Source organism: Vibrio sp. 10N.247.310.23 (assembly GCF_041467155.1).
Taxonomy (GTDB): domain Bacteria; phylum Pseudomonadota; class Gammaproteobacteria; order Enterobacterales; family Vibrionaceae; genus Vibrio; species Vibrio crassostreae_C.
This window is the reverse complement of the sequence record NZ_JBFSTZ010000023.1, coordinates 76,127-100,349: the sequence shown is the minus strand read 5'-3', so window position 1 is coordinate 100,349 and position 24,223 is coordinate 76,127. Positions and strand designations below refer to the sequence as shown.

Below are 24,223 nucleotides of genomic sequence, written 5' to 3'. Positions count from 1 at the left end.
GACATGGTGCCTCCGATGCATTTAAGTACCACATAAGTGTGGCAGATCCTCGGTAGGGGGAATCCATGTCATTCGTTGATACCGCAATCAATCATCTAACCTTTTCATAGCTTTACGGTAAACATCGCTACGTTCGCGTTTTCCGACTGCTAAGACGGTTACAATGATGACATCGTCTTCAACTTTGTAGACGAGACGGTAGCCCGATTGGCGCAGCTTAATCTTATACATGTTGTCAGCTCCAGAGAGTTTTGAAGCCGGAACATGCGGGTTATCTAAACGCTCGATTAGCTTTTTCTTAAATTGTTGTTGAAGCGTTGAGCCAAGCTTTTTCCACTCTTTGAGTGCACTCTTTTTAAAGTCGAGTTTATAGGTCATCAATATTTACCGAAATACTCTCTTCAGATTCACGCTCTTTCGCAATAGTTAGTAGTTCAAGATCTTCGAGTCTGTCCATCATCATTTCGTACGCTTCGGCTGGTACGCAATAAAATGCTGGCTCATTTCGGTTCAGTACAGCAACAGGTTCACCGTAAGCACTAGTTGCAACTTTCATAGGGTTAGCTTTCAACTCAGTAATGCTTGCAGCAACATCGGCTAAAATTCTAGTGGTCATTTAATAGGTCTCTTAAGTGGTCTTTATTTTGGTCATTTTAGCCTCAATCAAGCGGTATAACAAGTTGCTTAAGAGTGATTCGCAACACGTGGCATTTTTACTATGCGTTGGTTTATGTGTTTAAGGTATTATGCGGACGCTAAGGTATTGGGTTGCTTATACCTTTACGCGGCGTTTGCCTAATCCAATAGTAAGTGAGTCTATATGACAGATAACATTTGGGAAGACAGAGAAACACCAAATTTTGAGCACATTCTCGAATTGTTCAACAACACTGAGTTGGGTGCATATCTAACAGGTCATTTATTGCTTGAGTCAGTATTAGTTCAATTAATAGAGTTGAAGCTTGATGATAGTGAGAAGATAAACCCATTTAACATGAGTTTTCCTAATAAGGTTAAGTTAGCGCTTAATCGCGGTTTAATTTGGCAATCAATGGCTGATTTTTTGATCGAAATGAATCGTATCAGAAACAGGTTAGCACATCGTTTAGGTGAGCCCATTACTTTTGATTTAGTCTTTGGTTTAGCCAAGGTTGCTCACTTGGGCGGCGTTGATTTTTCTGATGACACCATACATTCTGATTATCAGTTGTCTCAACAGTGGTATGGTATTCAAGGAATCATCCAAGAAATATTCCAAAATGCCGCACAAGACCTTTCATTTATAATAGAAGAGCATGGTGGGGAATTTCAGTTTGCTTAGGCTAACAAACGTTTAAGAATCAACCCAACCAAAGAGGGCGCCAATAACGGCGCCCTTTGTATTAGTTGGCAACGCTGTAAGTGTCGTAATTGCGAAGTAAGAAGATTGCGATACAGGCTGCGAGCATTGGCCAAGAGGCGAAGAACAGTAGGTTGTTGAACGGGTCCATGTATTTTCCAAAAGAGGAAAAGGTTGAGCCTGCATGAAGGACTAAAATGGCTCCGTAGGTGTACTTTTTCCACATGCCTACAACGAATGCGCCTAAAAATCCGAGCTGCGCGACACCCAGAGCCATCATCGCATTGTTCGAGATGTCGATGCCGTAAAAGCCAGACAGTACTTTTGTCGCGTGCTCAGGGACAAGGATCTTATCTAAGCCCCAGAACAAGAAGACGATAAAAATGCCGATTCTCAGCAGTAGTAGGCTAGTCGCCAGTTTGGTTTGAAGTGTCTTTTCCATGATATCCCTTGTGATGCATTCAATGATGCGATGATTTAAATGTTCATCAAAGGAGACCCATAGCCTTCGCATTTTCTTTCGTTGTTTTTTAGTGCCTTATGTAACAAGGAATGTCTGGTTGGTTTGTTCCTCAACGTTATCGGACTCAAAATGCTGCTGCCTGAGTAAGCTGACAGTCAGGTTTATCGGCATCGGCTTATAAAAATAGAAGCCTTGGATATAGTCGACACCGAGCTTAGATAAGATTTTCACTTGGGATTCATACTCGACACCTTCGACGATGACTTGCATGCCTAAGGAGCGTGATAGTTGAAGCATGGACTCTAGCAAAGGGAGACCAAAGCTGGATTCGTCGGATATGTTTTTCACAAACACGCGATCGATTTTGAGAATGCTGAACGGGAACTGTCTTACGAAATCTAACCCTGCGTAGCCTGTACCAAAATCATCAATCGCGACTCTGACGCCCCTGTTCGATAGCTTGGTTAGGTTGTCTCTAATTTTGACCATGTCGGCATCAGAACATTCACCATATTCGGTTACTTCAAAAACTACCTGTTTGAGAATCTCAGGGTGTCTTTTAAAGATGCTGATCACCTTGTTAGAGAAGTTACTGTTAGACACTACGTTGCGGCTGATGTTGACGCTGATGTACTTTGAGTCGAACACATCTTGATTGCTTTTCAACGTCATTAATACTTTGCGCAGCACGAAGTAGGTGAGCTCCTCAATTAAGCCTAAGCTTTCAGCAAGCGGAATGAAAATAGCCGGGGAGACGTTACCTTCAATTGGGTCGTTCCATCGTAATAGTGACTCACAGCCGACGATCTCATTGGTGTTTTGGTTAACGATAGGCTGCATGTGAACATGAAGGTGTTGGTTTTTTAGCGCACTTGAAAGCGAATATTCTAAGCTGCGTTGGCTCTGCTTTTTATGTTTGATGGAAAGGAGAATAATGGTGGTGATTCCGGCCATCAAAAAGCCAAACCATAAATAGCTCAACATGAAGCGAAGATAAAACTGATACCCAATGTATGAGGTGATGGTCAATGGGTAGGTGTTTGATTGTATCCGCACCTTGGCGATTGATGAGTCAATATCGGTAGGGTGGATATCTCTTTTGATCACTTCAACTTTGGCCTGTATTCCATGGCTGCTCAGGTTTGTTTCAACAAGGTCATAGATGAAGTGTGGCGGAATCATCAGGCTCACTCCGGCATCTTCTTTGTTCGAGAAAATGAGCATGATGGACTGAACTTGCGTGATGGCCGAGTTGGAATACGACAGGGTTGTTAAATTCGGGTCGTCATTGAGTCGCTGCCTGATGGTGCTGTATAGGCGAAATGAAACGTCACCATCGGTGGTTGAACAGTAAAATCGGTTCTGTTTATTGAATACCGCTGCTTCTTTTACCCAATCGGCTTCAAAAACGTTTTGTCGAAGCTGTCTAACGATCGCGTCGCATGACTGTTCAGGTCTAACTTCAGATAAAAAACGGTCGAACCTTGATTGGATCCCTTCTAACCTGGTTTCGACTAACCTTGATGTGTCTTCGGTTAATGTTTGGTAGTGATACGGTGTAAAAGGAATGAGCATTGCCATGGAAAAAAAGAAAGAGATGGCAAAGTAAAATGAAGTCTTGGCAATGTTTTGGTACTTGATATCCATAGTTGGAGAAGCGTTACCGATTTATGTGAGCATTCGATTTAATTTATAAAGTTAGCGTTTAGGTAGCAATATAAATAATTAATAGTGTGAGTGCAGGCACGAATTATTGATATAAATAATATGTTTTCTAGTTTTACCAGCAAAATCTGAGCGTTATCTCATTTATTTGAGTTGGCGAGGCGTCATTTTTGATGATTTATGCGGATAACAAATGCTTATATCCTGATAAATTTTATTGTTATTTGGTCTGGCTGAATGAGTTGAATGAGCTAAATATTGAGCCACGTTTAAATAAATAAATAAATAAATAAATAAATAAAGTCACGACTCGATTCGTTTTGGTGGTGACAGCATAAAGGATGATTATGACAAAACTGATATCAGCACTCATAGCGGTGTGCTTCTCATTCTCTGCGTTGGCCGACGAAGGTGTTGTTGATTGCGAGAATGCGATGAATACCATCGAGATCAATCAGTGTGCGGCAATTGAGTTGGAATCTGCACAAGCGGAACTGGATAAATACCTTGCAGCCAGCTTTGAGCACAATGCTTATGAAGCTCAGCTGGTCGCTTCAATTAAGAAGGCTCAGGAGAGCTGGCAGGCGTACATGACAGCACATTGTGACTCTGTTTACATCCAATGGCGTGATGGTTCTATTCGAGGGGTTATGGCGCTTTCCTGTAAGACAAGGTTAACCAAGCAGCGCACGCATGAGGTGTGGGCGAATTTCTTAACCTACATGGACAGCACGCCTCCGGTTTTACCAGAGCCTAAATTAGCGCCGTAGGCAGGTTTAAAATACGTACAGGACTGTGCACCTGCTTCAACCTTTGGCGGGCGAATAAGAAAGCGATAGGGGATTGGCCTACTCTGTCGTTCTTAGTTCTTAGTCTCCAGCTTGAAGCATTACAGCTTTAAGTATTACCTAGTAAGGAATCGATTTTGAATAATGTCAGTATCACGCTTATTCAGCTTGAAGTTGAATACAAAAACAAACAAAAGAATATAGATTCGGTCTCTGATCTTTTGCAAGCGGAGCCGTCAGTCGGTGATATTACTTTACTGCCTGAACTGTTCACGACTGGGTATATTTTTAACGAGGCTGAAGAAATTCACGAATTGGCTGAAGACTTCGCCGACAGCAGTACTATTGATTCATTAACGCAGCTTGCAGCGAAGCATGACACCTTGATTGTTGCAGGCATTGCCGAGAAAGATAGCGGCCAATATTACAACAGCGTCGTGGTTGTGGATGCTTCCGGTTTACGACACAAATATAGAAAAATCAGTCAAACCAAATTCGATAAGCAGTATTTCTCGAGAGGGGAGGAACGCCTCTCGTTTGAGCACAAAGGCTTAAAGTTTGGTGTCGCGATTTGCTTTGATATTTGGTTCCCGGAGATCATGAGAGGGTATCAGTCGGTCGACGTTATTCTTCACCCTGCCAACTTCGGTGGGCATCATAGTTTTGCCATTGCTCAAGCGAGAGCCTTGGAGGAAGGGTGTCACATGGTTACTTGTAATCGCGTCGGGCAAGATGTGGTTAATGCGTTTACCGCGACTTATTGTGGTGGAAGCCGAGCCTACTCACCCAAAGGGGAGTTAGTGACTAAACTTAACGACAAGCAATCGGTAGAAACCGTGAGTATTCAAGATCTCTCGATTGCGCCGCAATACAATGGCGTCGATGTGTTAGACGAAATACAGCAAATCGCATCTGTGTTGAATCGCTAAGAAGATAAGTGAAGTGCATTAGGAGCGAAAAGGGCAAGGTTTTTTAACCTTGCCCTTTGTTGTTTAGATCTCTAAGAAGGCGCTTTAAATGGCTTTTACGCTGCTTCGTTCAACAAGAGTAGGTTCAAGTTCAACGACTTGCGGATAAGCATCTGGAGTTTGTAATCTGCTCAAAAGCGTATCCACTGCGGTTTTACCTAAACGATGTTTTGGCTGGTGGACAGTGCTTAACGCGGGTGTCATGTACTTCGACAGGTGGATGTCATCGTAGCCAATGATAGACAGATCATTCGGAATCGATGTGCCATCTTGCGCCGCAGCGTGAATCACGCCCATCGCCATCATATCGTTACTGACGAACAAGGCAGACGGCATTTCGCCACGAGTTTTCAATGTCTGATAAGAGTCAAAACCACCGTCACATTCAAAGTTGGATTCAACAATCCACTTAGGGTTGATCTCTAAATTGGCTTCTTCCATTGCTTGCTTGAAGCCTTGATAACGAGACGAAGCTTGATTACGGTGCAGTGGGCCAGTGATACAACCAATTTGAGAATGACCGTTATCTATCAAGTGCTTAGTTGCCATGTAGCCACCTTGGTGCGAGTTGTCTTGGATCTTATCGCTCGCAAACAACATAGGGCCCCAATCCATGACTACAACAGGCAGTTCTGGGTAGCGCTCGAATACATCGATATGTTCGCCTTCAAGGGTAGAACACATTAGCATCAGGCCATCGACTCGCTTTTGCAGCAAGGTATCGATAGAGGATTTCATGCGTTCGCTATCGCCTTCGGTGTTACACAAGATAAGGTTGTAGCCTTTTTCGTAGCAACGACGTTCCACACCTTTTACCACTTCGCCAAAGAATGGGTTGGTGGATGTGGTCACTAGCATTCCCAAGGTTTTGGTTTGCTTCATTTTCAAGCTGCGAGCCAATGCAGAAGGCGCATAGTTGAGTTCTTTAGCCGCACTGTTAACACGCTCAGCAATCTCTTCACTGACAAAGCGTGATTTGTTGATCACGTGGCTCACGGTAGAAGTCGAAACCTTTGCGAGCCGTGCGATGTCTTTCATTGTTGCCATAAAAAATCCTTGTGGGAATAACCTTCCACGTTGGGCGATATTCTGCCTGAAAACAGGGGCTTATGCTTGTTATTTGTTGTTACCGAATTTGAAGGCTAACATCCGTTAACTACGGTTTAGTTCAGGAGTTAGGCCTTCAAATAGGTATCAAGCTAAGCAGACAGTCGCTCTGCTAAGAACGCATCGGTTTCAGCACGGCTTGGAATCGACGTTTGAGCACCAAAGCGTGTCACAGAGATAGCAGCTGCAGCATGAGCAAATTTAATTGCGCGTTCTAATGGCATATCTTCAAGCAAGCCTGTCACCAACGCGCCGTTAAAGGTGTCACCTGCGGCAGTTGTGTCTGTTGCTTCAACACGGAAACCTGCGACTAATTCACCTTCGCTGGCTTCATTGCCTTGACCGCGATGACTCACCCACACGCCTTTCGCGCCTAGCGTGATCATTACCGTTTCTATGCCTTTAGCATGCAGAGCCAACGCAGCCTGATGAGCAGACGCGTTGTCCGTCACGGTAATGCCTGTCAGCACTTCTGCTTCAGTTTCGTTCGGTGTAATCACGTCAACACAAGCAAGCAGTGAATCCGATAATGGACGAGCAGGAGCCGGGTTTAGAATGACTTGCGTGCCACTCTCTTTTGCTACTTTCGCAGCGTACTCAATACCTTCAATTGGCGTTTCAAGTTGAGTTAGCAGGTATTTGGCTCCGCGAATCTTCTCTAGATGCGGTTCGATTTGGTCGCAAGTCAGCTTGTCATTAGCTTCTGCAGAAAGACAGATGCTGTTTTCACCCGTTGCGGATACTTGGATCATCGCGATGCCAGTTGGCGTGTTGTCTGCCACGATAACACCGTCGATGTTGATGCCGTCTTTAGCGAAGTCTTGACGAATGTTGATGCCGAATGGGTCGTCACCGACACAGGCGATGAAGCCGATATCTGCGTTTAATCGCGCAGCAGCGACTGCTTGGTTTGCGCCTTTACCGCCAGGGATGACCTGATAGTTACCGCCAATCAAGGTTTCACCCGGACGAGGGAACGAAGGAACTTGCAGTACGTGGTCAGCGTTAACGCTACCTAAAACAATCAGTTGAGTCATGATACGAGCCTTATGATATATCGTATTTGAAAATGCATGGGTCTTTCTCATGGTGTTAAGTGCGCTCTCTTTTGTGAGCGGAATGAGAAACAGCGATGCACTGTCGGGGTTTGCTTTTGTTTGAGTCAGCGAGCCAATCAAAGCAGGGAGATAGGGAACTCCCTGCTTTATATCGCGTTACCTAGTAACGATTACTTAGCGATGATTTTTAGAGGTACTGGTACGTACTCGTCTACTGTTTCGCCTTTCAGTACTTTGTCTGCCATTTCGATACCTAGAGAACCGATTAGGTCAGGTTGTTGTGCAACTGTAGCGCCTAGTAGGCCGCGGTTAACAGCAGCGATGCCGTCGTCTGTGCCATCAAAGCCAACGATCATCACTTCTTTACCTGACGCTTGAACTGCGCGAAGTGCACCTAGTGCCATTTCATCGTTTTGAGCAAATACTGCTTGTACATCTGGGTTAGCAGCAAGCAAGTTTTCCATTACGTTCAGACCTTTAGTACGGTCGAAATCAGCAGGTTGGCTTGCAAGAAGCTCAAGGTCGCTGCCGTTTACTGCATTCATGAAGCCTTCACCACGTTCACGAGCTGCAGAAGTACCAGCAATACCTTCAAGTTGGATTACTTTCGCTTTTTCGCCCACTTTTTCCATGATGAAGTGACCTGCCATTTCACCACCGATTACGTTATCAGAAGCGATGTGGCTTACTACGTCACCACGGCTTGCACCACGGTCTAGTGTTAGTACTGGGATGTTTGAACGGTTAGCCATGCGAATTGCGTTAGACACGGCGTCTGAATCTGTTGGGTTGATCAGGATTGCCTTAACACCACGAATGGTTAGATCTTCAATGTTCGACAGCTCTTTGCTTGGGTCGTTTTGAGAATCCAGAACGATAAGCTTGTAGCCTAGCTCTTCAGCTTTCGCTTCTGCGCCATCTTTCATGGTTACAAAGAATGGGTTGTTCAATGTAGACAGAACGATTGCCATTGTATCTTGCGCCTGTGCAGACACAGATACTGTTGTAGAAAGAAGAGCAGCAGAAATAAGAGTCGCTAATTTTTTCATGGTGTAAGTCCTTTGTGTAGGGGGAGCTAAGAGGTGAGTCCTAGCTCGTTGTTACATTATTTATAGATTCTAATATTTTAAGGTAAAACAGGGTGTTACTTGTATTAACCTAGAGTGTGAATAGGTTTTATTTGTTTTTGTTGTCGACCAATACTGCCAGAAGAATAACCACTGCTTTTGCAATCATCTGGTAGTAAGAAGATACGTCTAGTAGGTTTAGGGCGTTGTTTAGGAAGCCGATAATCAGAGCACCAATCAATGTGCCCATGATACGGCCACGACCGCCAGCTAAGCTTGTCCCGCCAAGAACTACGGCTGCGATAGCGTCTAGCTCATAACCCATACCTGCGGTTGGTTGAGCTGAGGACAAACGAGATGCCACGATGATGCCTGCAACCGCTGCTAACAGACCACAGATTGCGTAAACGCCGATTTTTACTTTGTCTACGTCGATGCCTGATAAGCGAGTTGCTGATTCATTGCCACCCAGTGCGTAAACGTAGCGACCAAAGCGTGTGTGGTTCAGTAGGTACCATACCGCTGCGAATACCACGACCATGATCCATACTGGAACTGGGATGCCCATTGCGTAACCTGTACCGAACCAAGCGAATGCGTCTGCTGTGTCTGTAAAGCCAGTCGAGATAGGACGACCATCGGTGTAAACCATGGTTACGCCGCGAAGTAGTGTCATAGTTACAAGCGTTGCGATGAAGGCTTGAACTTTACCCTTGGCGATAATCACACCACTGATAGCACCTAATGCTGCACCTGCTACAAGAGCGGTTGGCACTGCGATCATCACAGGGATTTCCATACCAATCATGCTGGCTGCGAATGCACCACAAAGTGCCAGTACAGAGCCAACACTCAAGTCGATACCCGCGGTTAAGATAACCAGCGTCATACCTACAGCGATAATTGCGTTAACCGAGGTTTGGCGCAGAATGTTTAGGATGTTGTCGACAGTAAAGAAGTTCGGGTTTAAGAAAGAAACGACAACAATCAGGAAGATCAAAGCAATCAATGACTTTTGATCAATCAGCCACTCTTTGCTGATTAACGGTTTTTTCTTTGGAGCTTCAGTTGTTTTGCTCATGGTTTTAGTACTCATGCTGCGTCCTCGTTGATCTTTTTACCGACCGCACACGCCAGTAATAATTCTTGGTTTGCTTCTTTAGCATCAAATTCACCGCTTACACGGCCTTCATGCATCACCATGATGCGGTCACTCATTCCTAACACTTCTGGCATTTCAGATGAGACTAAAATGATGCTCATGCCGTCGGCTTTAAATTTATTAATGAGTTGGTAAATCTCTTTCTTAGCACCGACATCGACACCGCGCGTTGGCTCGTCGAGAATCAGTACTTTTGGTTTGGTCATCAAGCCCTTAGCGATAGCCACTTTCTGTTGGTTACCACCAGAAAGGTTGCCAATAATCTGTTCGCGCGTCGGGGTTTTGATGTTGAATAGCTTGATGAAGTCATCTACTGCAATCACTTCGTCTTTATGTTGGATTTGACCGCTCTTTGTTAGTAGGTCAAGTGAACATAACGACATGTTTTCTTTAACAGAAAGCCCTAGAACTAAGCCATCGCCTTTACGGTCTTCAGAGATGTAAGCAATGCCATTGGCCAAGCCGTCTTTCGGGCTTACAGGGTTGATGGTTTTATTTTCTAGGTTGATGACGCCGCGTTCACTTGGAAGGGCACCGTAAATCACTTTCATAAGTTCGGTACGACCTGCGCCCATTAGGCCAGATACACCCAGGATTTCACCGCGTTTTAGCGTAAAGCTAACATCGTGAACACCAGAACCCGTCAGGCCAATCACTTCAAGACAAGTTTCACCATGGCTCTGGCCGATACGTGGATATTGTTCGTCTAACTTACGACCAACCATCATTTCGATTAGGCCATCTTCGTCGGTGTCTTTTACTTCACACTGACCAATGAACTTACCGTCACGCAGCACGGTGATGTCATCACAAATCTCGAAGATCTCTTTCAAACGGTGAGAGATGTAAACAATGCCACAGCCTTCATCGCGCAATTCGTTAATCACCTTAAACAGAGATTCAGTTTCGGTATCGGTTAGCGCATCGGTTGGTTCATCCATGATGATGACTTTAGATTCAAACGATAGGGCTTTCGCAATCTCTACCATTTGCTGCTCACCAAGGCTCAACTGACCTAGAGGCGTTTTCGAGCTGTGTTTCACGTTAAGGCGTTTAAGTAGCTTGTCTGCTTCTTGGTACATCTCGTTCCACAAGATACGACCCATGGTGCCAGTGATTTCACGACCTAAGAAGATGTTCTCGGCGATGGTCAACTCAGGAATTAGATTCAGTTCTTGGTGAATTATGCTAATGCCTGCTTGTTGAGAATCACGTGGCCCTTTAAATGCAGCAGGTTTTCCTTGGTAGGCGATAGTGCCGCCGTCCAAGTGATAAATACCTGTCAGCACTTTCATGAGCGTTGATTTACCTGCACCGTTTTCACCCATTAACGCCATTACGCGTCCTGGATAAACGTTGAGGCTTGCCTTATCCAGTGCTTTAACACCAGGGAAGGCTTTCTCAATTGAGTTAAGTTCTAAAATGGCTTGAGTCATGTCGGTTCCTTTACTCGGGGCCAGTTGTATTTGATTATTCTGTCTATGTATTGTTTTTGGTTCAGTGATGACACTGAGCTGTCGTTGCGTTTTGCTTGAGCTAAAAGGTTACGCCAGCTTGGAAAATAACATTTGCGTATGGTGTGCATTCACCGGTGCGAATTACCGCGCGGCTTTCATGCGTTCGCTGTTTGAATTCTTCATGAGTGATGTAAGTAATAGAAAGCGATTTGCCACAACGTGCTTCTTCTGTCTTGATTAAATCAATCAGCGCTGCGTGGTGCTCTGGGCTTACTTTCGCAAACTCTTCTGCAATCACAACGCCTTCGATTTGAGATTCATCCAGCATGGTTTTTACCGTTTGCTGAAAGCTTGGGACACCGTGAGTCAAAGCAAGATCAATACGAGTTACGTGGTCTGGAATCGGCAGGCCCGCGTCACAAATCGTGATTTCATCTGTGTGGCCAAGAGTCGCCACTAGGTAAGAGAGTTCAGAGTTTATTAAAGTACTTTTTTTCATATCACGACCTATCGAAAAATAACGCTTGATGGGTTGAGAACAACTCAAGAAAAGCCATCGAAACGTTTCGATAGTGATAATAGTGTCTGATTTATCATTTGCACGTTTGATTGTTTTAGAGTGTGATAATGATCATCGAAACGTTTCGATGGGGCGTTTTTTGGTGATCTTAGTCACCGCCATTGATTGCATAAATCCTTTTACGTGGGTTCAATCGATAGCGCATATCCGAACTTACTAATGGTAATGATCTGGACGTTGGATGCTCTTAATCGCGCGAACACATTGCGTAGGTTATAGACTACGTTTGCAAGAACATGTGGTGACGAGAGTTGTCCGTCCCAACACACATCAACAATATGCTCTCTTGAAATCGGTCTTCCCACATTTTCCAATAACAAGCAGAGCACTGCTAATAGGCGAGGGCGCAAAGTGATTTTGTTTCCTTGCTGGTTGGTAATCGTTCGAGCGTCGATATCAATGATTAAGCCGTTGAAGTCTATTGTGTGGTTCATCGTGTTTTCTGTTCGTCTTATTCTAAATTGTGGAGATTGAGCAAATTGGCCTGCTGTTGGAGCGGGTAATTATTTAAGTGTGCTAATGGTCGAAGTGGGCGGGTTAACTGACACGATCAGTGAGCCTATTACTTTTAAAGCCGAAGACAATACTTACCGATTAATTGCTGGTTACAAATTTAACCGCATTGTTTCGGTTGAAGCTCAATACACAGATTTTGGTGATATCGCCCTGAAAACGAAATCTGGTAATAAGGTTTTCACTTGGACACCTCAAATCTTTTCGGTAACGGCGAACCTCGGTTACACGTTTGATAATGGCATTCGTCCATTTGGCACTATCGGTCTGTCGACTATTGATCTAGACATGAAGCTTGCTGATGGCTCTCGCCCGTCAGGAGATGGTTTTGATGATTCGGGAGATGGCATCCGTATGGGTGTTGGTGTTGAATACACGCCACCTACAATGTCTTTCGTTGAGCTTTCGCTTAGCATACGAAGCCGATGCTTTTGATATCGAAGATTACGAAAACGGACACAAGACAGAAGATACTGTTGTTCTGGACTCTTTCTACTTAGGCGCAATGTACACATTCTAAGTTTCACACTTTGCTAAACGGTAAATCGGTTTCTAAATGGGGCGTCGGTTGGCTCAACCCGTTTAACTAAAGTGGAAGGCCGCAGTTTTTGACTGCGGCTTTTTTATGTTTAACTCTAGGCTTCACGAATATGAGCGGTGACAGACACGATGGCATGGTCGGTACTGAATTGGTCGTGTTCAAAACTAGGATTAATCAGGTGATGGTCTAACACTGTGTAGCTAGAGATCTCCATTAAGCTTGAAGAGTTCTGACAATCAAACTCGTTCGACATCAAAATGTAGTCCAGTACAGATCCAGAAGCGCCGTAGTAATGGGTTGGCTTTCGCTGTTCAAGCAAGTCTTCTTCATGCAGTTGATGGTAAAGATCCCAGCTGTCTTTCAAGCGAAAGTGGGATAGCCAATGCTTGCTGTTTTCGTCTCGGTTGATTGAGTAATTCAACAGCCCTTTAAACTCATCATTAAACAGTGGCTTATTAAAGTCACCCATCAACACAACAGGTTGCTCGGTTTGGTAGCGTTGGTTGGTGATGTATTGATGCAGCATCTGAGCTTCTAGACCGCGTTGGACACTTGATAGCCAAGAGCCAAGCTGTTCTTGGTGAAAACGAGTGAGCGTGTCACTTTGTGGTTTTGCACCTTGCTGAGTGTTGTCCGCATCGACAGATTCTGCTTTTGGCTCTGTCGGACGTTGTGATTTGAAGTGCACCACATAACAGTCGGTTGAACCTAAATGGGGTAACGTAATCGTCGCGTGAACAGGCGTTCTGTTGAATGAGAATTTGTCGTCAAGGTTGAATGCTTTCAGTAACTTCGAATCTGGCGTAACAGGCTGCACGTTTTCAATCGGGTAACGGGAAGCGATCCCAACGACAGGTGAGGTGTATAGGTAATCATCTTCAACGTGTGCGCTATCGACCACTGCAAAGTATGGATAACCTAGGTCGTTCATCAATTGCTCTAAAGACTGCGGGCTAAATATCTCTTGGAAGCCAATCACATCGCAATCTAATGAACGAATCGCTTCAGCCATCCAATGTTGCTTCTTCTGCCATTCTTCGAAGCTGTAGATGTTCTCAAAATCATAATAAGCATTCGGTGGCTCGAGATAGTTCAGAAGGTTGAACGTTGCGAATGTTATTTGGTTTGGTTTGTTCAAAGTGTCATTCCATTTAGACCTAGGCTGCAAGGATACTCCAGTAAAAGTATAGTTTGTTGATTATTTAGAGCCTAAATTTCACTTTAGAAGCCAACCAAAGGAATCTTAGCCGTTGAGGCTTGTGTCATTCAGGCTAGAGCAATCTTAGTGCTTCTGCCTTCCCCCGTGCTTTCCAACGCCACCAAGCTAATCAACTCAATCAAAGGAACCAAAGCAATCAAAGCTCACTGCATCCAATAACTTCGAGTGGTGACGAGTAATTTGTAAATAAACCGTCAGAGATAGAGTGCTGATGGTTTTATTAGTTATTACATGATGTTAGTTTTGAACCTATACTTGATTTAACGGCATGCATTCAAAGCCGATAAATCAACTTGAATATAGAATTCATGACATTTGAAGGGAGAGTCAAATGGGAACAGTTTTTCGACGCAAAGCCTCGCAACGCACTCAGTTTTTCAGGTTTAATTTGAAGTCATGTGCAATCATGTTGCCGCTTATTGCTTTACAACCCTCCGTTACTTACGCTTCTGAAACCCAATCAACTCCTGCTGTCACCGTTATTGAAACCACACAACTGGTTGGTTTTGGTGAAGCAAAATATCCAGCCGATTTCACTCACTTCGATTACGTTAATCCTGATGCGCCAAAGCAGGGCAAAGTGACCTATGGCAGCATAGGTACGTACGATAGCTTTAATCGATTCGGTTCCCGCGGCGTTGCTGCAAGTTATACCGGAGAGATTTACGATACCTTGATGTTTTCTCCGAGTGACGAGATTGATGCGTACTATCCATTGATCGCTTCAAAGGTTCGCTACTCCAGTGATTTCACTTGGATGGAAATCGACATCAACCCAAATGCTAAATTCCAAGATGGCGAGCCTATCACTGCGCATGATGTTGCCTTTACTTTTGACAAGTTCTCAACCGAGGGCGTGCCTCAGTATCGTGTGTATTACAAAGATATTAAGTCAGTAAAAGCGGTCTCTGATTTGGTTGTTCGTATTGAAATGAACATTCCAAACCGCGAAAAACTGTTCAGCTTTGCGCAAAGCACTCGTGTATTACCGAAACATTTCTGGAAAGACAGAAAGCTGTCTGAGCCGCTAAGTGAACCGCCTGTGGGCAGTGGCCCTTATAAGATCATCAGTTATAAATCGGGTCAAAGTGTGACCTACGGTTTAGATGAAAATTACTGGGCTGCGGATCTGCCTGTTAACGTTGGCCGTAATAACTTTAAGCAAGTGCAATACGATTACTACCGTGACGACACCGTAATGCTGGAAGCCTTTAAAGCAGGGGAGTTCGATCTTCGAACCGAGAATTCGGCTAAGTTCTGGGCTAACTCTTATACGGGCGCGAACTTCGATAAAGGCTACATCATTAAAGAAGAGATCAACCACGAGAAGCCTGAAACGACTCAAGGTTTCGTCTTCAACATTCAATCACCTGTGTTCTCGGATCCTAAAGTGCGTGAAGCGTTAACCTATGCGATGGACTTTGAGTGGATGAACAAGAACATGTTCTATGGTCAGTACAAGCGTACTCGTAGCTACTTCCAAAATACCGACTACGAAGCGAAAGGCTTACCAAGCGAAGCTGAAGTCGAGTTGTTGTCTCAATACAAAGATCAGATTCCACCGCGAGTTTTCACCGAAGAATTCCAACCACCCGTCACCGATGGTAGCGGTCGTATTCGTAGCCAAATGCGTACCGCTTTCAAATTGTTGAAAGAAGCGGGTTGGGTGCTGAAAGACAAAGTCATGACCAACGAAAAGACTGGCAAGCCGATGTCATTTGAGTTGTTGATTTACAGCCCAACCACGGAACGTATCGCAACGCCGGTTCAAAAGAACCTTAAGCGCATGGGTATTGAGATGAAGATCCGTACCATCGATACCACTCAATACATCAAGCGCTTGCGTGATCGTGATTTCGACATGGTTTCGTCGTCATTTTCCGCAAACCCTTATCCTAGCCCGAACTTAATGATCGTTTGGAACTCTAACTACATTGATTCTACTTACAATACTGCAGGTGTTATCGATCCAGTGGTTGACGCGTTAACAGAAGAAATTGCGCGTAACCAACAGCACCCTGAAAAGCTTCTTACACTAGGTCGTTCACTAGACCGAGTATTGCAGTGGAATTTCTACAACATCCCGCAATGGCACGTTGGCGAGTATCGCGTAGCAATGTGGGACAAGTTTGAGCGTCCAGATGTATTGCCTAAATACGATTTAGGTATCGATACATGGTGGATTTCAGAAGAGAAGGCGGCTTTGCTTCCTGAAAAACGTCGCTAGGAGTTAGTTAGCATGGCCGCGTATATATTTCGACGTTTATTGTTGGTGATCCCCACGCTGTGGGCGATCATCACCATCAACTTTTTCATCATCCAGATAGCGCCTGGAGGCCCGGTAGAGCAAGCTGTTGCTCAATTAGAAGGGCATAACTCTGGCATTATGGAGCGTTTTTCTGGTGGTGGACAAGAAGTTGATTTAAGTGAAAGTGATCAAGCATCTGCCAGTGGCTATAAAGGCTCACGCGGGCTTGATCCTGAAGTGGTTGAAGAGATCAAAAAGCAGTTTGGTTTTGATAAGCCGATTCACGTTCGCTACTTCGACATGTTGAAAAACTACGCGACCTTTAATTTCGGTGAAAGCCTGTTTAAGGGCGGCAACGTTATTGATTTGATCATCGAGCGACTGCCCGTCTCCATCTCCTTGGGATTGTGGAGTACCTTAATCATCTACGTGATCTCGATACCTTTAGGCATCATGAAGGCGATACATCACGGCTCTCGCTTTGATATTTGGTCGAGCGCGGTGGTGATTGTCGGCTACGCGGTGCCGGGCTTCTTGTTTGCGATTATTCTGATTATCTTGTTTGCAAGCGGTAACTACTTCAGTTGGTTCCCATTGCGAGGGCTTGTGTCGAGTAACTTCGACCAGCTCAACTGGTATCAGCAAATTGGCGACTACTTCTGGCACTTGGCGTTGCCCATTTTCGCCATGGTTATCGGTGGATTCGCCACGCTCAGCATGCTGACCAAAAACTCCTTCCTTGATGAAATCAATAAGCAATATGTAGTGACTGCGAGAGCGAAAGGCTTGGACGAGAGCAGTATTCTTTATAAGCACGTTTTCCGTAACGCCATGCTGATCATTATTGCGGGTTTCCCAAGCGCATTTATTAGTATTTTCTTCACGGGTTCTATGTTGATTGAAGTGATGTTTTCACTCGAAGGCATTGGCTTGCTTGGCTTTGAATCAACCATTCAACGTGACTATCCCGTGGTGTTCAGCTCTCTCTATATCATGACCTTGCTTGGCTTGGTGCTGAGCATTATCTCCGACCTGACTTATACCTGGGTTGATCCTCGAATTGATTTTGAAGCGCGTTAATGGCGAACGAATAACAAGGTATTGATAATAAATGTTTAACAACCCTTTAGCTGAAGCTCGTTGGTTACGTTTTAAAGCAAACAAGCGTGGTTTTATCTCCCTTTGGATATTTACCATCTTGTTTGGCTTGAGCCTGTTCGCTGAGATCATTGCCAATGATAAACCACTCTTGGTTTCTTATGATAATCAGTGGTTTGTGCCTGTTATCAATGAATATGCCGAGACGGAGTTTGGTGGTGAGTTTGAAACCGAGGCCGACTACAAAGACCCGTATGTTATCGAGCTCATTGAAGACAACGGTTACATCGTGTGGCCAATCATTCCGTTTAGCTACGACACAATAAACTTCGATATTTCAGGTGCGGTGCCATCGGAGCCCGATTCGGTGAACTGGTTAGGGACTGATGATAAGGGGCGAGATGTATTAGCTCGTATCATTTATGGCTTCCGTATTTCCGTTCTATTTGGTTTTATTCTGACCATTGTATCGAGCGTGATTGGTGTCGTGGTTGGCGCAACACAAGGCTACTACGGTGGCTGGGTTGATCTATTCGGACAACGCTTCATTGAAGTCTGGTCTGGTATGCCGACCCTGTTCTTGCTGATTATTTTGTCGAGTTTTATTGAGCCGAATTTCTGGTGGTTGCTCGGGATTATGGTGCTGTTTAGTTGGATGAGTTTAGTCGGCATCGTGCGAGCGGAATTTTTACGCTGCCGAAACTTCGATTATGTGCGAGCCGCGCAAGCCATGGGTGTTGATGACAAACGTATTATGCTTCGTCACATGTTACCTAACGCGATGGTTGCATCGTTAACCATGATGCCGTTTATTCTTTCAGGCTCGGTGACCACACTGACTTCGTTAGACTTCTTGGGCTTTGGTCTTCCTGCGGGTTCGCCTTCGTTAGGCGAGTTGTTGGCGCAAGGTAAAGCTAACTTACAAGCGCCTTGGCTTGGCATTTCTGCCTTCGTCGTGCTTTCACTGATGCTTACGTTACTGGTCTTCGTTGGTGAAGCGGTGCGTGATGCTTTCGACCCGCATCAACAGAAGTAAGGATAGGTTATGAATTCAAATACAACGCCTGCTTCTCCGGTTTTGACCATAGATAAACTGTCTGTCGGTTTCGGGCGAAAAAACTCGATAGAGCAAGTGACACAAGATGTCTCTTTAGAAATATACAAAGGTGAGACATTAGCGCTGGTGGGTGAGAGTGGTTCCGGAAAATCGGTCACGGCTAACTCGATTTTAAAGCTGTTACCAAAAGGCTCGTCTCATTACTTAAACGGTAAGATCAATTTCTCTGGCACCGATATTCTGAGTTGTTCTGAAAGACAGCTACGTGGGATTCGTGGTGGTCGTATTGGAATGATCTTCCAAGAGCCTATGGTTTCCCTAAATCCGCTTCATCGAATTGGAAAACAGCTTGTTGAAACCTTAGCAATTCATCGTGGTATGCGAACCAACAAAGCACAAGCCTTGGCGATAGAGTGGCTTTCAAAGGTTGGCATTCGCTATCCTGAGCAAAAGATTTCAGCCTATCCGCACGAGCTATCTGGTGGAGAACGCCAGCGCGTGATGATCGCGATGGCACTGATCAATGAACCAGAGCTGCTTATTGCTGATGAGCCGACAACGGCTTTGGATGTATCGGTGCAAGCGCAGATCCTCGACCTTCTAAAAGACCTGCAGCAAGAGCTGGGTATGGCAATGCTTTTCATTACTCATGACTTGAGTATCGTTCGTAAGATTGCCGACAGAGTAGCAGTAATGAAAGATGGTCGCTTGGTCGAAAGTAACGACTGTCATACCCTGTTTAACGCGCCTGCTCACCCTTACACTCAAAAACTTATTAACTCTGATCCGAAAGGTTTGCCCGTTCCTGTGTCACCCGAAAGCAAACCGCTACTCGATGTAAATCAACTTCGTGTTTGGTTCCCGATCACGGGCGGTTTATTCAAGCGCACCATTTCTCATGTTAAAGCTGTGACCGACATGGAGTTCACTTTGAAGAAAGGGCACTCAATCGGTTTGGTTGGCGAAAGTGGTTCTGGTAAATCGACGACCGGTATGGCGATACTTAAGCTGGTAGATAGTGAAGGGTCAATCACTTACTCGAGTGAACAGCTTCAAGGTTTAGATCGAAAACAGATGCTTCCGTTTAGAAGCCGTATGCAAGTAGTCTTTCAAGACCCGTTTTCTGCGCTAAACCCGAGAATGTCGGTCGCTCAGGTGATTGGCGAAGGTTTGTTAGTGCATCAACAATTGGATGAGCACGAACTCGACCAACGCATCTGTGACGTAATGAAAGAGGTTGACCTCGATCCTGAAACGCGTCACCGTTACCCAAATGAGTTTTCTGGCGGTCAAAGGCAGCGTATTGCGATTGCTCGTGCTTTGATTTTAAAGCCAGAGTTTATCCTGCTCGATGAACCAACATCGTCATTGGACAGAACCGTTCAAGCTCAAGTATTGGATTTGCTGAAGTCACTTCAAGAAAAGTATGGCCTGACCTATTTGTTTATCAGTCATGATCTGAATGTCGTGAAATCCTTGTGTCATTACACCATCGTCATGAAAGCTGGCGAGGTAATAGAGAAGGGCGACACTGAGACTTTGTTTGGTAATCCGCAGCATGAATATACCAAGCAGTTGGTGAATCTCTCGAACGTTGGTGGTGTGTAGCCAAATACATTATTCATAGATTAACTCCTCATTCATTAGACCAATAAATCGCTTCTGTTTAACAGTGGCGATTTTTTTGTATTTGATTTCGATTTGTCACCATATCAATGCAGCTTACAAACATGTTTGAATTGTCTAAGCAGTTCACTTTCTAAGTTACAAACAAAGATTACCCACACCTTCTAATTCAAAATTCCTTTCTGGTGTCCAATTTAAGTTTTTGATTATTAAGATTAAAATTTATTAAGTAAATTAATCCAAACTAAATGAAATTGTAAGTTAATGTAGGTAAATGTAACCATTTGACTACTTTGTTTTATTGATTAAATTGATGAAATATTGCTTTAAATGGAATTTGGCTAGTTAGGATGATTGCATATTTACTGAAACGTTTTGCTTTAGTTGTACCTACGTTTCTTGGTATTACGATTTTGATATTCGCGATTACGCGTTTTGTTCCAGGTGGCCCTGTCGAGAGGATGCTCGCTAACATGCAGCCTCAAGGGGATGGTGGTGCGTCTAGTCTCGTTGGCCAAAACTCAGCTTTGTCTGAAGACCAACTCGCCGATCTTAATAAATTTTATGGATTGGATAAGCCGGTAACGGAAGCGTATCTCGAATGGCTAGTTCGACTTGTTCATTTTGACCTAGGCGAGTCGACACGCTACTACGAACCGGTCAGTGACATGATTTTTGAGCGCCTGCCCGTCTCTGCTATGTATGGTGGTGTGACCTTTTTCATTAGTTATTTTGTCTCTATTCCTCTTGGTTATTTTAAGGCGATGAAGCACGGCAGCGTCTTTGATTCTGTTTCATCAATCATGATTTTTGTCGGCTATGCCTTACCAGGATATGTGGTCGGCGTGCTTCTTATTACGTTTTTCAGTTATCACCTAGAGTGGTTCCCAATGGGGGGCTTTGTGGATGATGACTTCGACGACTTCAATACTTTCTCAGAGCAAATTACTGATATTTTGTGGCATGCGGTCTTACCTTTGCTTTGTTATCTGATAGGTGACTTTGCGACGTTAACCATGACCATGAAGAATAATTTGATGGAAAACTTATCGTCAGATTACATTCGCACTGCTATCGCTAAAGGTTTGCCTTTTAGAGAGGCGATTCGTAAACACGCACTACGCAATAGTTTAATCCCAATCGCTAGCCACTTTGGCAACTCTCTTCTTTTCTTCATGACGGGCTCTTTCTTAATTGAAGTCATTTTCGATATTAATGGCATAGGCCTGCTTGGTTATGAATCAATTGTAGAAAGAGATTACCCAGTGGTTATGGGTATTGTCGCAATCAACGCCTGCATATTGCTACTTGGCAATATCTTGTCTGATGTCTGCGTTGCATTGGTCGATCCTAGAGTGAAGTTTGGAGCTTGATGATGATTAAATTAAATCCGTTGACGCTAAAGCAGATCAAGCGATTCAAACAAATAAAGCGTGGATACTGGTCGCTGATCATTCTATCTGTAATGTTATTACTGTCTCTTTTTGCTGAAGCGTTGATCAACAGTAAGGCTTTAGTGGTGCGTTATCAGGGGGAATATTACTTTCCAATTGTATCTGATGTTTACTCCGGCAAGACATTTGGTTTGGAGTCTTCGGGAGAGGCAAACTATCGACTACTTCAATTAGCGCTTAAAGATAAAAACAATGGTGACTTTGCGATTTTACCTTTGGTGCCTTGGAATCCGTATGAACAAGACTTCTCTGGTGAATATCCGCCACATGCTCCAAGTGCTTACTCAAAGCACTATTTGGGCACTGACGTAATCGGGAGGGATATTTTAGCACGATTGGTTTACGGGTTTAGAACAGCAATGGGGTTTGCTCTGATAACTATGGTCATCGCATACAGCATTGGTGTAACGGTGGGGTGTGCGATGGGTTTCTTTGGTGGCAAATTTGATCTGATTGTTCAAAGAGCCATTGAGACTTGGTCAATGGTGCCGTTCCTCTACGTGATCATGATTTTGGTCTCGATAGCACAACCCACATTCATGCTGTTTGTATTGATCAATGTGACTTTTGGATGGATGGGTATTACTTGGTACATGCGAACGATGACCTACAGAGAATCTGCTCGAGAGTATGTGTTAGCTGCAAAGGCGCTAGGAGCATCAACAGCAAGAATCCTCTTCAATCATATTTTACCCAACACGATGGTGATGATCGTCACTCTGGCGCCTTTCACTATTGCAGCCAATATCACTGCATTAACTGCACTGGACTACTTAGGTTTAGGTCTTATTCCACCGACCCCAAGCTGGGGAGAGCTTCTTCAACAAGGCAAGTCGAATCTCGATTCGCCATGGATTGTTGGCTCTGTTGTGACGGCAATAGTCGGTGTGTTGGTCATGGTTACATTCATCGGTGAAGCGATAAGAACGGCTTTTGATCCCAAAAAATACACAGTTTATAGATAGGCACTAGGAAGTGATGATGTACAGATACGGACTATTCGCTTTGTTGTTGAGTTTCTTAGCTCAAGCACAACAAACACCAAATAACTTGGAATGGCAAAGTAATTGGGATGATCCCGTTTTTGCTTCTGAAGAGGCTAAGCGTGGCGGTACTTTACGTAGCTTTATGCCTAGTTTCCCACAAACATTACGTTCAGTGGGCCCCGACGCGAATTCAGGTATTCGTTTCTATTTAATGGATGGCACGCCTAAATTGGCACAACGACATCCAAATACCGACAATTGGATTCCACAACTGGCGAATGAATGGGCATTTGGGAACGATCACCAGACGGTTTATTTCAAACTGAATCCTGACGCGAAATGGTCTGACGGGGAAGCTGTAACGGCTGACGACTATCTATTTATGCTTACGTATTACCGTTCCAAAGACATTATTGATCCTTGGTATAGCGACTTTTTCCGCAATAGCATCACGACCGTTGAAAAATTCGATGACTATACGATAAGTATTACGATGGCCGAGCCTAAAAGTAATGATGAACTTATGGCTCTTATCAATATGCCGAGTCACGGAGTCCAGCCTCGTCCAAAGCATCATTTTGTTGATATTAACGATGGGAATAAGGATGGCATGGATGATAATTTTGTTCGCAAATACAACTTCAAGGCAGAGCCAACAACATCGCCTTATTTTATATCAAAAGTAAATAAAGGCCGCAGCATTACGTTTTCACATGTTGGTGATAGCTGGTGGGGTTACGGAAATAAATATTATAAAAACCGATTTAACGTGGAAAAACTTCGCATCAAGGTAATTCGTGATAGTGATATTGCACGCAAGCATTTTGAAAAAGGAAAGTTAGACACGTTTGCAATGGTACAGCCTCAACTGTGGCATGAGAAAACTAACTCAGAACCTTTTAGTCATGGCTTTATACAGAAATTCTGGGGCTTTAATCAAAGGCCACAAGGCGCAGGCGGTTTATGGATCAATACATCCATGCCACTGCTGAACGACATTAATGTTCGGAAAGGCATCACGTACGCGACTGATTTCGACGGCATGATCAAAAACGTGTTACGAGGCGATTACTCTAGAAAACCTCATGCTATGGGGTTTGGGCATGGAAAATACGATTTAGAAGGCGTAGAGCCGCCACCGTTTAGGCCTGAACTTGCGATTGGTTATTTTGAATCTGCAGGCTTCGATAATATCGGTTCTGATGGTATCCGAATGAATGCTAATGGGCTTCGTTTGAGTTTCAAGATTACGTATGGCTACAACATTTGGACACCAAGAATTGCCTATCTAAAAGAGCAAGCGAAGTTAGCTGGTTTAGAGCTCGACTTAAACCTTGTCGATGGTTCTGCTGCATTCAAATTTATTCTCGAGAAAAAGCACCAGCTTGCTTTTCTTAATATGGGCGGAGGGGAGATACCAGCTTACAAAGAGTATTTTCACTCGACAAATGCCAACCGTCCTCAAACTAATAACCATACAAATTTCAGTTCACCAGAGCTAGATCAAAAAATTGAGGCGTTTATTTCTGAGTTTGATATGGAAAGAAAACAGCAGCTATCTCAGAACATCCAAAGAAAAATAAAGGATGCGTATGTGATTGTGCCTGGCTATATGGTGCCTTATACGCGAGATGCCTACTGGCGTTGGATTAAGTTCCCAAAGAACCCAATGACGAAGAAGACTGGCGCCATGTTTAATATTTTAGATACCAGTAATTTCTGGATTGATACAGACCTAAAAGAAGAAACTCAGTTGGCTTCTAAAGAAGGTAAGGCATATCCACCCATCACCATCATTGATGACAGATATAAGCTCTAAGGATGACC

22 protein-coding genes and 1 pseudogene are annotated in these 24,223 nt (G+C 44.2%); 11 read left to right on the top strand and 12 right to left on the bottom strand.

The genetic code is table 11. The features are described 5' to 3' along the window. Window positions 1–87: 87 nt before the first annotated feature. Both AB6D93_RS17320 and AB6D93_RS17315 read right to left on the bottom strand, forming a co-directional pair. Complete coding sequence (locus AB6D93_RS17320) at window positions 88–378, bottom strand: type II toxin-antitoxin system RelE/ParE family toxin (protein ID WP_005377002.1); 291 nt, start codon at window positions 376–378, stop codon at window positions 88–90. After that, the gene (locus tag AB6D93_RS17315) at window positions 368–616 is read right to left on the bottom strand and encodes a type II toxin-antitoxin system Phd/YefM family antitoxin (RefSeq protein ID WP_004730320.1); all 249 of its coding nucleotides are present in this window, start codon (window positions 614–616) and stop codon (window positions 368–370) included. Before AB6D93_RS17315 ends, AB6D93_RS17320 begins: the two co-directional genes overlap by 11 nt. Before the next feature lie 204 nt (window positions 617–820). Here AB6D93_RS17315 and AB6D93_RS17310 point away from each other — a divergent pair, with 204 nt between their 5' ends. Beyond that, window positions 821–1,321 (top strand): hypothetical protein, encoded by a 501-nt coding sequence (locus AB6D93_RS17310; RefSeq protein WP_102332897.1) that lies wholly within the window; start codon window positions 821–823, stop codon window positions 1,319–1,321. Between the two features lie 61 nt (window positions 1,322–1,382). Here AB6D93_RS17310 and AB6D93_RS17305 read toward each other — a convergent pair whose 3' ends face one another. Both AB6D93_RS17305 and AB6D93_RS17300 read right to left on the bottom strand, forming a co-directional pair. After that, entirely contained in the window at window positions 1,383–1,781 is a 399-nt protein-coding gene (locus tag AB6D93_RS17305) for a hypothetical protein (protein WP_102332896.1), read from the bottom strand. A 96-nt stretch (window positions 1,782–1,877) separates the two neighbouring features. Continuing rightward, window positions 1,878–3,449: an EAL domain-containing protein gene (locus tag AB6D93_RS17300; RefSeq protein WP_102332895.1), complete on the bottom strand. Its 1,572-nt coding sequence runs from the start codon at window positions 3,447–3,449 to the stop codon at window positions 1,878–1,880. Between the two features lie 365 nt (window positions 3,450–3,814). On the opposite strand from AB6D93_RS17300, the gene AB6D93_RS17295 reads away from it, so the two are divergent. Next, window positions 3,815–4,237, top strand: a complete 423-nt coding sequence (locus AB6D93_RS17295; protein ID WP_102332894.1) for a lysozyme inhibitor LprI family protein — start codon at window positions 3,815–3,817, stop codon at window positions 4,235–4,237. A gap of 155 nt (window positions 4,238–4,392) precedes the next feature. Beyond that, on the top strand, window positions 4,393–5,184 hold the full coding sequence (locus tag AB6D93_RS17290; RefSeq protein WP_102332893.1) for a carbon-nitrogen hydrolase family protein: 792 nt from the start codon (window positions 4,393–4,395) through the stop codon (window positions 5,182–5,184). 84 nt (window positions 5,185–5,268) lie between these two features. Here the strand turns inward: AB6D93_RS17290 and AB6D93_RS17285 are convergent, their stop codons facing one another. From AB6D93_RS17285 to AB6D93_RS17255, 7 genes are all read right to left on the bottom strand, one after another. Next, complete coding sequence (locus AB6D93_RS17285) at window positions 5,269–6,270, bottom strand: substrate-binding domain-containing protein (protein WP_017067711.1); 1,002 nt, start codon at window positions 6,268–6,270, stop codon at window positions 5,269–5,271. A 152-nt stretch (window positions 6,271–6,422) separates the two neighbouring features. Next, complete coding sequence (gene rbsK, locus AB6D93_RS17280; protein WP_102332892.1) at window positions 6,423–7,367, bottom strand: ribokinase; 945 nt, start codon at window positions 7,365–7,367, stop codon at window positions 6,423–6,425. A 191-nt stretch (window positions 7,368–7,558) separates the two neighbouring features. Then, complete coding sequence (gene rbsB / locus AB6D93_RS17275; protein ID WP_017060856.1) at window positions 7,559–8,437, bottom strand: ribose ABC transporter substrate-binding protein RbsB; 879 nt, start codon at window positions 8,435–8,437, stop codon at window positions 7,559–7,561. Between the two features lie 127 nt (window positions 8,438–8,564). Further along, entirely contained in the window at window positions 8,565–9,551 is a 987-nt protein-coding gene (gene rbsC / locus AB6D93_RS17270) for a ribose ABC transporter permease (RefSeq protein ID WP_017082395.1), read from the bottom strand. Next, on the bottom strand, window positions 9,548–11,053 hold the full coding sequence (gene rbsA, locus AB6D93_RS17265) for a ribose ABC transporter ATP-binding protein RbsA (protein ID WP_017060854.1): 1,506 nt from the start codon (window positions 11,051–11,053) through the stop codon (window positions 9,548–9,550). The genes rbsC and rbsA overlap by 4 nt, the downstream gene beginning before the upstream one ends. A 100-nt stretch (window positions 11,054–11,153) precedes the next feature. Next, window positions 11,154–11,573, bottom strand: coding sequence for a D-ribose pyranase (gene rbsD, locus AB6D93_RS17260; RefSeq protein WP_017060853.1), 420 nt, complete (start codon window positions 11,571–11,573; stop codon window positions 11,154–11,156). A gap of 200 nt (window positions 11,574–11,773) precedes the next feature. Next, window positions 11,774–12,088 (bottom strand): winged helix-turn-helix domain-containing protein, encoded by a 315-nt coding sequence (locus AB6D93_RS17255; protein ID WP_017060852.1) that lies wholly within the window; start codon window positions 12,086–12,088, stop codon window positions 11,774–11,776. A 94-nt stretch (window positions 12,089–12,182) separates the two neighbouring features. Here AB6D93_RS17255 and AB6D93_RS17250 point away from each other — a divergent pair. After that, window positions 12,183–12,687: pseudogene (locus AB6D93_RS17250) on the top strand (outer membrane beta-barrel protein); the annotation flags it as partial. 115 nt (window positions 12,688–12,802) lie between these two features. On the opposite strand, the gene AB6D93_RS17245 reads toward AB6D93_RS17250, so the two are convergent. After that, on the bottom strand, window positions 12,803–13,846 hold the full coding sequence (locus tag AB6D93_RS17245; protein WP_102332891.1) for an endonuclease/exonuclease/phosphatase family protein: 1,044 nt from the start codon (window positions 13,844–13,846) through the stop codon (window positions 12,803–12,805). A 412-nt stretch (window positions 13,847–14,258) separates the two neighbouring features. On the opposite strand from AB6D93_RS17245, the gene AB6D93_RS17240 reads away from it, so the two are divergent. From AB6D93_RS17240 to AB6D93_RS17210, 7 genes are all read left to right on the top strand, one after another. Continuing rightward, window positions 14,259–16,154, top strand: a complete 1,896-nt coding sequence (locus tag AB6D93_RS17240; protein WP_102332890.1) for an extracellular solute-binding protein — start codon at window positions 14,259–14,261, stop codon at window positions 16,152–16,154. A gap of 12 nt (window positions 16,155–16,166) precedes the next feature. After that, window positions 16,167–17,255: a microcin C ABC transporter permease YejB gene (locus tag AB6D93_RS17235; protein WP_004730359.1), complete on the top strand. Its 1,089-nt coding sequence runs from the start codon at window positions 16,167–16,169 to the stop codon at window positions 17,253–17,255. A 31-nt stretch (window positions 17,256–17,286) separates the two neighbouring features. After that, window positions 17,287–18,309 (top strand): ABC transporter permease, encoded by a 1,023-nt coding sequence (locus tag AB6D93_RS17230; protein ID WP_017060847.1) that lies wholly within the window; start codon window positions 17,287–17,289, stop codon window positions 18,307–18,309. 9 nt (window positions 18,310–18,318) lie between these two features. Next, window positions 18,319–19,938, top strand: coding sequence for a microcin C ABC transporter ATP-binding protein YejF (yejF, locus tag AB6D93_RS17225; protein WP_102332889.1), 1,620 nt, complete (start codon window positions 18,319–18,321; stop codon window positions 19,936–19,938). A gap of 368 nt (window positions 19,939–20,306) precedes the next feature. Continuing rightward, window positions 20,307–21,329 (top strand): ABC transporter permease subunit, encoded by a 1,023-nt coding sequence (locus AB6D93_RS17220; RefSeq protein WP_055319460.1) that lies wholly within the window; start codon window positions 20,307–20,309, stop codon window positions 21,327–21,329. Between the two features lie 2 nt (window positions 21,330–21,331). Further along, the gene (locus tag AB6D93_RS17215; protein WP_029235249.1) at window positions 21,332–22,375 is read left to right on the top strand and encodes an ABC transporter permease; all 1,044 of its coding nucleotides are present in this window, start codon (window positions 21,332–21,334) and stop codon (window positions 22,373–22,375) included. 16 nt (window positions 22,376–22,391) lie between these two features. Next, window positions 22,392–24,215 carry an extracellular solute-binding protein gene (locus tag AB6D93_RS17210; RefSeq protein ID WP_102332888.1) on the top strand — a complete coding sequence of 608 codons (1,824 nt, stop codon included), beginning with the start codon at window positions 22,392–22,394 and terminating at the stop codon, window positions 24,213–24,215. Window positions 24,216–24,223 lie beyond the last annotated feature (8 nt).